Source organism: Algibacter sp. (genome assembly GCF_029245835.1).
In the GTDB taxonomy this organism is placed as follows: Bacteria; Bacteroidota; Bacteroidia; order Flavobacteriales; family Flavobacteriaceae; genus Algibacter_B.
Map to the genome: position 1 here is coordinate 1 of NZ_JAQWOO010000073.1, position 10938 is coordinate 10938.

General features: G+C 32.9%; 13 protein-coding genes. 5 read left to right on the plus strand and 8 right to left on the minus strand.

Features of this window, described 5'->3' with window-relative positions; all coding sequences use genetic code 11:
- The coding region (locus P8K68_RS11930; RefSeq protein WP_300251228.1) for a hypothetical protein at nucleotides 1–227 on the plus strand (227 nt) is incomplete at its 5' end.
- A gap of 175 nt (nucleotides 228–402) precedes the next feature.
- On the opposite strand, the gene P8K68_RS11935 is transcribed toward P8K68_RS11930, so the two are convergent.
- The 4 genes from P8K68_RS11935 to P8K68_RS11950 form a co-directional block, all read right to left on the minus strand.
- Nucleotides 403–1113 carry an ABC transporter ATP-binding protein gene (locus P8K68_RS11935; RefSeq protein WP_300251230.1) on the minus strand — a complete coding sequence of 237 codons (711 nt, stop codon included), beginning with the start codon at nucleotides 1111–1113 and terminating at the stop codon, nucleotides 403–405.
- 53 nt (nucleotides 1114–1166) lie between these two features.
- Entirely contained in the window at nucleotides 1167–2645 is a 1479-nt protein-coding gene (locus P8K68_RS11940; protein WP_300251233.1) for a DUF5687 family protein, read from the minus strand.
- Nucleotides 2646–2819: 174 nt separating this feature from the next.
- On the minus strand, nucleotides 2820–3200 hold the full coding sequence (locus tag P8K68_RS11945; protein WP_300251236.1) for a hypothetical protein: 381 nt from the start codon (nucleotides 3198–3200) through the stop codon (nucleotides 2820–2822).
- Nucleotides 3200–3538: a helix-turn-helix transcriptional regulator gene (locus P8K68_RS11950; protein ID WP_300251238.1), complete on the minus strand. Its 339-nt coding sequence runs from the start codon at nucleotides 3536–3538 to the stop codon at nucleotides 3200–3202. The genes P8K68_RS11945 and P8K68_RS11950 overlap by 1 nt, the downstream gene beginning before the upstream one ends.
- Nucleotides 3539–3655: 117 nt before the next feature.
- Here P8K68_RS11950 and P8K68_RS11955 point away from each other — a divergent pair, with 117 nt between their 5' ends.
- Nucleotides 3656–4711 carry a ferredoxin--NADP reductase gene (locus P8K68_RS11955; protein WP_300251240.1) on the plus strand — a complete coding sequence of 352 codons (1056 nt, stop codon included), beginning with the start codon at nucleotides 3656–3658 and terminating at the stop codon, nucleotides 4709–4711.
- Nucleotides 4712–4745: 34 nt separating this feature from the next.
- On the opposite strand, the gene P8K68_RS11960 is transcribed toward P8K68_RS11955, so the two are convergent.
- The gene (locus tag P8K68_RS11960; RefSeq protein WP_300251243.1) at nucleotides 4746–5762 is read right to left on the minus strand and encodes a glycosyltransferase family 9 protein; all 1017 of its coding nucleotides are present in this window, start codon (nucleotides 5760–5762) and stop codon (nucleotides 4746–4748) included.
- Nucleotides 5763–5801: 39 nt separating this feature from the next.
- A complete protein-coding gene (locus tag P8K68_RS11965) occupies nucleotides 5802–6407 on the minus strand; it encodes a DUF4254 domain-containing protein (RefSeq protein WP_300251245.1) in 606 nt (201 codons plus the stop codon).
- Nucleotides 6408–6543: 136 nt separating this feature from the next.
- Here P8K68_RS11965 and upp point away from each other — a divergent pair, with 136 nt between their 5' ends.
- On the plus strand, nucleotides 6544–7203 hold the full coding sequence (gene upp, locus P8K68_RS11970; RefSeq protein ID WP_300251248.1) for a uracil phosphoribosyltransferase: 660 nt from the start codon (nucleotides 6544–6546) through the stop codon (nucleotides 7201–7203).
- Here the strand turns inward: upp and P8K68_RS11975 are convergent.
- Entirely contained in the window at nucleotides 7192–8115 is a 924-nt protein-coding gene (locus tag P8K68_RS11975; RefSeq protein WP_300251250.1) for a DUF6427 family protein, read from the minus strand. The two genes, upp and P8K68_RS11975, sit on opposite strands and share 12 nt — an antisense overlap.
- 73 nt (nucleotides 8116–8188) lie before the next feature.
- On the opposite strand from P8K68_RS11975, the gene P8K68_RS11980 reads away from it, so the two are divergent.
- Nucleotides 8189–8416, plus strand: a complete 228-nt coding sequence (locus tag P8K68_RS11980; protein ID WP_300251253.1) for a uracil phosphoribosyltransferase — start codon at nucleotides 8189–8191, stop codon at nucleotides 8414–8416.
- Here the strand turns inward: P8K68_RS11980 and purD are convergent.
- Nucleotides 8411–9682, minus strand: coding sequence for a phosphoribosylamine--glycine ligase (gene purD, locus P8K68_RS11985; protein ID WP_300251256.1), 1272 nt, complete (start codon nucleotides 9680–9682; stop codon nucleotides 8411–8413). The genes P8K68_RS11980 and purD overlap by 6 nt on opposite strands.
- An 86-nt stretch (nucleotides 9683–9768) precedes the next feature.
- Here purD and P8K68_RS11990 point away from each other — a divergent pair.
- Nucleotides 9769–10938, plus strand: a 1170-nt coding sequence (locus tag P8K68_RS11990; RefSeq protein ID WP_300251258.1) for a phenylacetate--CoA ligase family protein, incomplete at its 3' end; no start/stop codon positions are given.

Here is a 10938-nt window from a genome sequence, read left to right on the forward strand (position 1 = left end):
GTAAAAATAAGCATCTTTTTGGATTTAGCTCTATTTTGAAGTATAAAATGGCTATACAGAGTAGCTTACAACCTCCATTTTTACTAGTAAATACTTTGGGCGTTACCCACAAGGGGTCGGGCTATTCGTTCCAAGTCCTCGCTTCTGCGCTAAGGCGCAAAAGCTGTGGGCTATCCACTACTATCCCTAACGCAGGCAAATCCGCAAAAGTTAGTCTTAGAAGGTAAACACTTTAGATAAGTGCGCAAGGGATTGAGGTATTTGTTGAAGCTCTTTTTGTGTTGTATAAGTGCAACACAAAAAAGCGACTACCGAAATGTTTATATTCATGAATACCTTAATTAAGCAATATTAACCAATGAATAAAACCCGACCCTAAAGGGATGCTCCCAAATTAAACTGTCATAAAACCGTTTCTGAACCAGAAAAATGTTGCTCGAGCTCTTTTAAAGTAGCTGCGCTGGTTGCTAAATCTTTAACAACTTCCCCTTTTTCTAAAACTACAATACGCTCGCAAACATCGGTAACATGCATTAAATCATGACTTGATATTAAGACCGTAACACCTTGTTTTTCTGCTAATTCTTTAATAATATTTTTTAGTCTGATTTGAGTTGTGGGGTCTAAATTCGCAAAAGGTTCGTCTAAAATGATCACTTCTGGATTTCCAATAAGTGCTGCTACAATACCTGCTTTCTTTTGATTTCCTTTACTTAAATCTCGTAAATACTTTTTTTGACCCAATATTTCGCCATGAAAAAAGTCTTGGAATTGCGCTACTAAAGCATTGACGTCGGCTTTATTTTGTCCGCGTAACTCTCCAATAAAATAAAAGTATTCTTCTGGAGTTAAATACCCTATTAAAAAACTTTCATCTATAAACGCCGATGTGAAAGGTTTCCAATCTTCACTTTTATTAACCTGTATACCATGGCTATCTATAAAGCCAGTTGTAGGTTGAATTAAATCTAAAAGCAAGCTAAAATATGTTGTTTTGCCAGCGCCATTATTACCTACCAAACCAAAGCTTTGCCCTTTAGGAATCTCTAAAGATTCGATATTTAAAACTGAAATTCCATTGTATTTTTTTGATAAATTAGAAGTTGTTATCATGTTATTTGATTTTTTTAGTGCTTATTTAAACTTTTTGTACTTAAATGAGTTCATTAGTTATTTTGATCAAAAGCATCAATCATTTTATATTTTGAATCTAAATATTTTTGTGTAATTATTTTCATTAATTTTTGATGCAATACAATGCCTATAACACCAAGAATTATGAGAACCAAGCAGGCTATTTCAAAGCTTATTAAAAAGTAGCATGCTGCGAATAAAGCCATTGGAAATAGTAATAATGGAATCCCTATTAGCCATTGCACCGCACCTGTACCTTGATAATTGAATGCTGCTTTTTGACTTAAATCGATTTTTTTTCTGTTAAAGGACCCTCCAAGTAAAATGACGTGCGTATTAATACCAATGTTATAAATTGCGGCAGCAAAATGTGCTAATAGAATTTTCCAACCGAAGAATACGTAAGGAATTCCAAGAACGAATAGAATGATTACACTAACCGCCATTAAAGTAAATTTAGATTTTAAATACTGTTCGTATTTAATATTCTGACTCATCAGTAGTTTATAATAACCACTATCCCAGGTTGGTATAAATTGACCAAAGTTGATTAGAAATATGCCCGTTGAAAACACCCCAATAAAAACAAAAAACCACGGCATACCTTGATAGGTAGGCTGGGGATAAAAAAACAACCCATAAAGTAGCCCTATAACTAGCATCCAAACTGAAGATTTGGTGCGTTTATTACGCCATATTAATTTTAAATCGAGTTGCATGAAAGGGGCAATATCTCCAAAGTTTTTTGTCCACTCTAAATTTGAAGCGTTTACTTGCTTTATTTTTGTTTTTAATCCACTATCTAAAAACAACTTTTGTCTTAGCAATTTAAAATTTACTACATAACAAACCGCTAGTATTAAAAAAGGGACTACAACTAATAATGGGGTTTTGTAAATAGCATTGAAACCATCGCCTACTATTAGATTAAAAGAGATCATATTGAAATGATTTAAGGCATATAAACCACCCACTAATATGATTATTGGAAGAAAAGACAATTCTTTTTCAGCAGAAAAGCTTTCAATAATAAAATTTAAAAAGTTTATAATGAGTACTACTAAAATCAGTGCAAGCATCCATATTAATACATTTGTTACGGGATAGTCTTTAAATAACAACGTAATCCCGAATGGAATGATAGCAAATAAGGGCAAGAAATTGAAAAACGAAAAAGCTGATTTTCCTAAAACAAAATTAACAACCTGACTTCTTTTAACAGGCAAGGTCAATAATGGTTTTACACTCATTACTGGTAATTTTTGAAAGAAAAAACGAAATGCTAAATCACCAATTATCCAATAAAACAAAAAGTTGTTTACAATAAGTAATGGGTCTTTATCAGGATACATATCTTTAAGCCCAGGATATAATAATAATCCCATTCCTAAAAAAATAGCAATAAAATATAGACTTATAAAGCCCATAAATATTTTAATGCCTAAACTTTTTCCAAAACTAGCAGATCTAAAAAAAGCCTTCCATTCTAAATTCAAAAATCGTTTTATCATTTTTTGTGGTTATAGTTTTCCTAAAAGTAAGTATTCTAATGTTTTAAAATGTTACACTATTTATCAATTTATATTCTGGAAATTCTTCTGATAATTTTTCTTTTAGTTTAGGTTCAACAATTTTTATTGAAACATAAAATAACAACATATATAAAACGACGCATACCGATAATATTATTTTGGAGACATCTCCCCAATCTTTATCAGACTCAAATAATCTCGGATGATAAATAACCCCCAAATAGAGAACAGTGTCGCAATAATTTTTGGCAACCTAAAAAAATCTTTAAAATACTTCCAAATCTCCTTTCTATAAAATGTATTTAAGGCTTTGGTTTTTTGTTCGATGACATCTGAAAAACCGAAAATACCAAACTTTTTAAATTCTGTAGCTAAGGCACTTTCAAAAGACAGATTTGGATTTTCTATCCATTGGTTTTCAATGCCATTTGCCAAATGGTCTACCAATTCGATTTGCACAACATACCATGCTACATAATGATTTCTTGTAAATTTGTAAAGTGCTTCTATGTGATGGTCTGTTAATTTATGCATTACTCTAAACGAAATTTTGGATTTACTAAAGCACGCATGTTTCTAATATAACTCTCCAATTCCGCAAGTTTATCTACGGTTTCTTTTGTGCCAGCTTCCGTTAATTTGTAATATTTACGAACCCTATTTCCAATCTTAATGACCTCAACATCCAATAAACCTTGAGCCTCCAATTTATGGAGCGCTGGGTATAATGCGCCTTCTGTAAGCTGAAGCTCATCTTTTGTAATCTCTTTTACCTTTTGAGTGATCTCATAGCCATACATGCTATCATGCTCATTTAAGAGTTTTAAAATGATGGTTATTAAACTGCCTTTGTATAAATTAGTGCTTTTCATCGATTGATAAATATATACATAATTTTCTTATGCATAAAATTTATATGCATTATTTTTTATAGAAAAAAGAAGCTTTGTTTTTATTGGCTTTAGTATTTTTGTTGAAAATTTTTTTATATGTCATCATTTCATAAACTTTCAGTAAAAAACATAAAAAGAGAAACCGATAAAGCCGTTGGCATATCTTTTAATCTTCCTGAAAATCTTAAAAAGACCTTTGCATTTAAAGCGGGACAGTATATTACTTTAAAAACTGATATAGATGGCCATGAAGTACGTCGAGATTACTCACTTTGCGTGTCTCCAAAAAGCGGCGAATTAAAAGTTGCTGTAAAAGAAGTTAAAGACGGTACGTTTTCTGCCTATGCAAATAAAACCTTAAAAGTTGGTGACACTATTGAAGTGGCCTCTCCAAAAGGCAGATTCATATTTGAACCAAACGATTCAAAAACAAAAAATATAGCCCTTTTTTGTGCAGGGAGCGGTATTACTCCTGTTTTAAGTATTATTAAATGTGCTTTAGAAGAGGAAGTGTATAGTAAAGTTATATTGGTTTATGGAAACAAAACCACTAAGGACACCATGTTTTTAAACGAACTTTTAGAACTTCAACATGAATACAAAGATCGTTTTTCAATTCAATTCGTTTTTAGCCAACAAGATGAAGATGATTCCATTTTTGGTAGAATTGAAAAAAGCACGGTTAATTACATCATGAAAAATAAGCACAAACATATTGAGGTTGATGCCTTTTACCTATGCGGACCTGAAGCGATGATTCATACTGTAAAAGATGTATTAACAACACATGATATCGATGAAAATCGTATTCATTTTGAACTTTTTAAAGCCGCTAAAACTTCGGATGTAAAAGAAGAAAATATAGCCTCTGGTAGCACAAAAATTACAATTACCGTTGATGATGAAACGTCTACTTTTGAAATGTCTCAAAAACAAACTATACTTGAAGCAGCTTTAGATGAAGACTTAGATGCTCCATACTCTTGTCAAGGTGGGATTTGCAGTAGTTGTATAGCTCGAGTTACTGAGGGTAGTGCTACTATGACTCAAAACAACATATTAACTGAAAGTGAAGTCGCTGAAGGTTTAATATTAACGTGTCAAGCACATCCAACAACGCCTACTATGACTATTGATTACGATGATGTTTAATAAGAAAGACGCTAGACTTTAGACCGCTTCGCTGTTAGATTATAGATTTGATTTTTTCAACAATAGTTTTAGGGGAAATACTACCCGCAGCTTCCTTATAACTTTCTGGATATTTATTTCCGTAAACTGAGGTTGGTATTAATGGGAATGCTTCTCTATCAGCCATTAAAGCATGATGTTCGGGTTGATTAAAAGGTGCAAAACCAGCAAAGGGATGTGTAACGCCCCAAATAGTAACCACTTTAACACCCAGCATAGCAGCAATGTGTGCATTTCCAGAATCCATGGAGAGCATAACATCAAGATTTGAAATCACATCCATTTCTTCGTTAAGAGATACCTTACCAGCAAGGTTTATAGTATTATTAAAGCTCGTTTGGAATTCATTTAGAATTTCTGACTCATACGGTCCTCCTCCAAACAAAATAAGCTTATAGTCTTTCGATAGATTTTCAATAACGGTCTTCATCAAAGTTAAAGGATACATTTTTCCTTCGTGAGCTGCAAATGGCGCAATTCCAATACGTTTCATGGAATGATTACCCAGTAATTCTTGAAGTTTAGGGCTTAAAATTGCTTTTTTAGGAAAATGTGGATGATTCAAATCAACTTCAAATCCTAAACCTCCAAATACATCTGCATAGCGTTGATGCGTTCTTTTAAGTTTTTTAAATACTGTCCCGGAAGTTAGGAGTCGTTTTTCTTTTCTTCCTTTATCAATAGAAATAAAACGCTTGCATTTTATAAACTTCTTTATCATTTTACTTCTAAGCACATTATGCAAATCGGCAACCACGTAAAACTGCTTTTTGTTAAGTGCTTTGGCTAATTTATAAAGCCCAAAAACGCCTTTATGGGCCCCTTTAACATCTGCTGAAAACACCTCAACATGCTGTAAATCTCTAAAAAAAGGTTTAAAAAAAGCGCGTGTTAAAACGGTTATTCTAAGTTCTGGATGTTGGGTGGTTAATGCTCTTAAAACAGGAACTGTCATCGCTACATCTCCCATGGCTGAGAGACGTATAACTAGAATGTGTTTTTGTTTTGGCATCTCAATGTATAGGTTGAGATTCCTGCCTGCGCAGGAATTTTATTTTTGAGAACGCAATACAGGATTCAGCTCATCGTCATTATACATTTTCATCTGTTTATAGACTTTCATGTATTTATCGCCTTTTTCAATATCGTTTAAAAGGGTGTCAATTGCAGTCGATAAATCCACGCGTTGCTCTAATAAAATATCTAATTTTTTCTGACACGTAGCCTTATGTTCTGCAGAAGCGTCTTTTCGAGTAGCCTCCTCGTTCATATGGTACACTTTTAAAGCCAAAATAGATAATCTGTCAACGCCCCAAGCAGGACTTTCTGTATTAATTGTTGCGTCTGCTTTTACAGGAGCATCTTTATATTTTTCTAAAAAATAGCTATCAATATACTCCACCATATCCGTTCTGTCTTGGTTTGAAGCATCGATCTGACGTTTCAATGTTAAAGCAGCAACAGGATCTATCTGCGGATCACGAATAATATCTTCATAATGCCATTGCACCGTATCAATCCAACATTTTCTGTATAACAGATGTTCAAGTAAATTACTTTCTGAATAAGGGTTTTTAAAAGGTTGATCTACGGTATTAATAATGTGGTATTTTTCAATAACCTCTTGAAAAATTTTGTTGGCTTTATTTGTAAACATATTTGTAATATTTTGAAGTACAAAACTACGTAAATTATATAAGAATTTTTAGTGTCTCATAAACTTCAAAATCATTGAGATTAAATTTCTAATTGGGTTTCATTAACTTTACTTCTCATAATTTAGACTTCTATTCATGACCATCCATAATTTATCACTTCAAAATTCCATATTAAACACTTTTATTTCTGAAATTAGAGCTATTGATATTCAAAAAGACAGCATGCGTTTTAGAAGAAATATTGAACGTATTGGTGAAGTTTTAGGCTATGAAATGAGTAAAAGTTTAAGCTATACATCTAAATCTATTGAAACCCCTTTAGGAACATCTGTTATCAATTTAGCTAATAACGATATCGTACTGTGTTCTATTTTAAGAGCAGGTGTGCCTTTACACAACGGGCTCCTCAATTATTTTGATACTGCAGAGAACGCTTTTATTTCGGCATATAGACATCATAAACACAACCCTGAAAGTTTTGAGATTATCGTTGAATACTTAGCTTGCCCCAATTTAGAAGGAAAAACACTTATTCTTGCAGACCCTATGTTGGCTTCTGGACAATCGATGGTAGCCACTTTTGAAGCGTTAAAGCCTTTTGGGACACCTAAAGAGGTTCATCTCATAAGTGTTATTGGCGCGCAACAAGGCGTTGATTTTGTTAAGCAAAATTTTGATAACAAAACCCATTTATGGATTGCCGCTATTGATGAAACCCTTAACGAAAAAGGCTATATTGTTCCTGGGCTCGGAGATGCCGGAGATTTAGCTTTTGGCAAAAAACTACAACAGTAGTAATACAAAAGGAACCACAATTAATACGGCTAAAAAGAGTTCTTTAAACCATTTATCCTGAATAATATCAATATAATTAGCAATTATAATAGCCAAAGGTGCAAATAAAAACAAAAACTCACTCCCATTTTTATTGGGGGCTTGAACAACCACTAAAAACGCTATAATTGCTGCTAGAATAATGGTTTTAAAGGATACTCTAAACGCCTTTTTCTTCTTTTTTATATTCTGTAAATAAAATATTGAAGACCAAATGCCAAAGGATAGTAATACGGTAATAGCAATTAAATATGGAATGGAATTATAGTTGCTAAAATCATAACTAACTTCTGATGACATATTAAATATCCCTAAAAAACTATTGTATAAGAGTACTGAAACACTACTACAAATGATAAAAACGGTTAGTAATCCTAAAAAAGGAATGATCCAATGCCTGATATTATTATCTGTATATAAAACAAGTGATACAATTATTAAAATAAAAAACAGAATAGCCCAGAAATAAAACAATGCTGCTATAGCCATCCAAAAAGCAGCATCAAAAAGTTTTTTCTTTGTGTTTTTTGAAGAACGTAAACTCACAATTCTTCTCAAACCTAGTAAAACAAAAAAATTAGAGAGCAATACGTTTGAGTACCCCGTTGTTTGTGTTATAAACAACAAAAAAAGGCTAAATAGTAAAATTTCATAATTATTATTGTTCGTTAAACTATTCTTAGTAACAATAAAATTTAAGAGTAAAATAGACGCAAAAATTATAAAAAGCAGAACCACTTGCTTTACTGAAAAATCTAAACGTATCACATCATTTACCTTACTAATTCTAGCCATTATAAACGCTAAAATTGTAATGAAGAAGACAAATGCAAAATATATTGGCCTAGATTTATTAAAAAAGCTTGTAATCATTAACTGTTTTTGTATTTTTGCAACGTAAATATACTAACTATAAAATGGTTGGTGATTAATAAACAAATACAAAATGAAAGATTTCTTTTACGCAATACAAGATTTATTTGTTGATGTTATTTTTGCTCCTTTTGATGAGTTGCGAAAATTAGAACTTGAAAACTGGTTTGGTGCAAATACCGTGTCTTGGATTTTTATTATTGTAGGATTTGTTGCTATGGTATACTGGATGTTACAACTTAAAGGCTTCAATGATAATAACGAGGAAGATAAAAGCATTTCTTCTCACTCATACTTATAAATCGAATCCAATATCTTTACGGTAATATATCTTATCAAAATGTAGTTTTTCTATACTTTGGTAAGATTTTTTTATGGCTTCTTGGTACGTGTTTCCATAAGATGTTATCGCCATAACGCGTCCTCCAGAAGTCACTATTTTCCCGTCTTTTAGTTGTGCGCCAGCATGAAACACTATCGAATCTTGAATAGCTTCAACCCCCGTAATTACTTTACCTTTTTCATAAGCTTCAGGATAACCACCAGAAACGGTCATTATAGTTGTAGCCGCACGTTCATCAATTTCAATGTTTATTTTATCTAAAGTCCCATTGCCCATAGCTTGCAGGATTTCAACAAAATCGTTTTTCAATCTTGGTAAAACCACTTCGGTTTCTGGGTCTCCCATTCTTACATTATATTCAATCACTTTAGGGTCGTCGCCAACTTTAATAAGTCCAATAAACACAAAACCCACATAAGGTAATTTGTCGGTTTTAAAACCTGCAATGGTTGGTTTTACAATGCGTTCTTCAATCTTATTTAAAAATTCTTCTGTAGCAAAAGGCACTGGAGAAACGGCTCCCATACCCCCTGTATTTAAACCTGTATCACCTTCACCTATGCGTTTGTAATCTTTGGCGGTTGGTAAAATTTTATAGTTAGTACCATCTGTCAATACAAAACAACTTAGCTCTATACCATCCAGAAACTCCTCAATAACCACTTTTGTACTTGCTTTCCCAAATTTAGCATCCACAAGCATGCTTTTTAGTTCCGATTTAGCATCATTTAAATCATTTAAAATCACAACCCCTTTCCCTGCTGCCAATCCATCAGCTTTTAAAACGTATGGCGGATTCAAAGTTTCTAAAAATGCATAGCCTTTTTCAACCGTGTCTTTTGTAAAACTCTCATAAGCTGCAGTTGGAATATTATGACGGTATAAAAACTCTTTTGCAAATTCTTTACTGCCTTCTAATTCCGCAGCGGCTTTCTGTGGTCCAATAACCGATACATGCTTAATAGCAGCATCATTTAAAAAATAATCATGAACCCCTTCTACTAAAGGGTCTTCTGGACCTACAACAACCATATCAATATGCTGCTCTAATACAAGTGCTTTAATAGCAGGGAAATCTGTTACGCTTATATTTACGTTTGTTGCCACTTGAGCAGTTCCAGAATTTCCTGGTGCTACAAAAAGTTTTCCGCATTTAGGACTTTGAGCAATTTTCCAAGCAAAAGTATGTTCTCTTCCGCCAGAACCAAGTATTAAAATATTCATAGTTATCGTTGTTTGCGCAAAAATAAAATTAATGCTACGAATACACGAATATTTTTTATTTACTTTACAAACAATCTATTTTTAACGTGAATTTATTTGATTTTTCATTACAATTAAACGGCTTTCCCATTAAGGAAGCCTCACGTGTGTTGAAAACCATTCAAAATACCAATGACACTGATTTTGAGGCTTATGTTGAAGACAAAAAGCGCAGTATTATTGAATTTCACTTAAAAAATAATCCGTTTTATAAATCGTTTGCAAGTAAAGTGAATCTTTCAGACTGGAATACCATTCCAATACTAACAAAAAAAGATTTACAAAAACCTTTAGAAGAGCGCCTTTCAAAAGGGTTTAAAAAAAATGCTATTTACGTTAACAAAACTTCTGGCTCATCGGGTGATCCTTTTGTTTTTGCTAAAGACAAATTTAGTCATGCTTTAACCTGGGCGGTTATTCAAAATCGATTTGGATGGTATCACTTAAATTTCAATAGCTCTAAACAAGCTCGGTTTTATGGTATTCCTTTGGATAAAATGGGCTATTATAAAGAACGTTTTAAGGACAAACTCGGCAGTCGGTTTCGATTTTCTGTGTTTGATTTAAGTGATGCTGCTTTCGAAACACATTTAAAAACATTTCAATCCACACCATTCGATTATATTAATGGTTACACAAGTTCTATTGTGCAATTTGCTAAATTTCTTAAGAAGAAAAGCCTGGTTCTAAACACTATTTGCCCATCTTTAAAAGCTTGTATAGTCACTTCTGAAATGCTTTTTGAAGCTGATAAAAAACTCATGGAAATCCAGTTTGGCGTGCCCATAATTAATGAATATGGGGCTTCTGAATTGGATGTTATAGCTTTTGAAAACCCGAATACAGATTGGCAAGTGAATAGCGAAACGCTGTTTGTTGAAATTCTTGATAAAAACAATAACGTTTTACCTTACGGTGAAGAAGGACGCGTCGTAATTACTTCACTTTACAATAAAGCCCATCCATTTATTAGGTACGATATTGGCGATATGGGCATCCTTTCAAAAGCCAGTACCCTTAAAACACCAATCCTTGAAAAGCTTATAGGGCGGACAAACGATATAGCCGTATTACCAAGTGGAAAAAAAGCCGCAGGATTAACCTTTTATTATATTACAAAACGTATTATTGAAGATGATGGCAAGGTAAAAGAATTCGTTATTGAGCAACTTAAACCCGATACGTTTAAGATTATTTATGTGAGTTCTGAGACGCTT

Excerpts from the sequence above, each read along its gene's own strand:
- P8K68_RS11945 (WP_300251236.1), bottom strand. The coding sequence starts at position 3,200 with ATGCATAAATTAACAGACCATCACATAGAAGCACTTTACAAATTTACA.
- P8K68_RS11950 (WP_300251238.1), bottom strand. The coding sequence starts at position 3,538 with ATGAAAAGCACTAATTTATACAAAGGCAGTTTAATAACCATCATTTTA.
- purD (WP_300251256.1), bottom strand. The coding sequence starts at position 9,682 with ATGAATATTTTAATACTTGGTTCTGGCGGAAGAGAACATACTTTTGCT.
- upp (WP_300251248.1), top strand. The coding sequence starts at position 6,544 with ATGACCATCCATAATTTATCACTTCAAAATTCCATATTAAACACTTTT.
- P8K68_RS11960 (WP_300251243.1), bottom strand. The coding sequence starts at position 5,762 with ATGCCAAAACAAAAACACATTCTAGTTATACGTCTCTCAGCCATGGGA.
- P8K68_RS11940 (WP_300251233.1), bottom strand. The coding sequence starts at position 2,645 with ATGATAAAACGATTTTTGAATTTAGAATGGAAGGCTTTTTTTAGATCT.
- P8K68_RS11935 (WP_300251230.1), bottom strand. The coding sequence starts at position 1,113 with ATGATAACAACTTCTAATTTATCAAAAAAATACAATGGAATTTCAGTT.
- P8K68_RS11965 (WP_300251245.1), bottom strand. The coding sequence starts at position 6,407 with ATGTTTACAAATAAAGCCAACAAAATTTTTCAAGAGGTTATTGAAAAA.
- P8K68_RS11975 (WP_300251250.1), bottom strand. The coding sequence starts at position 8,115 with ATGATTACAAGCTTTTTTAATAAATCTAGGCCAATATATTTTGCATTT.
- P8K68_RS11980 (WP_300251253.1), top strand. The coding sequence starts at position 8,189 with ATGAAAGATTTCTTTTACGCAATACAAGATTTATTTGTTGATGTTATT.
- P8K68_RS11955 (WP_300251240.1), top strand. The coding sequence starts at position 3,656 with ATGTCATCATTTCATAAACTTTCAGTAAAAAACATAAAAAGAGAAACC.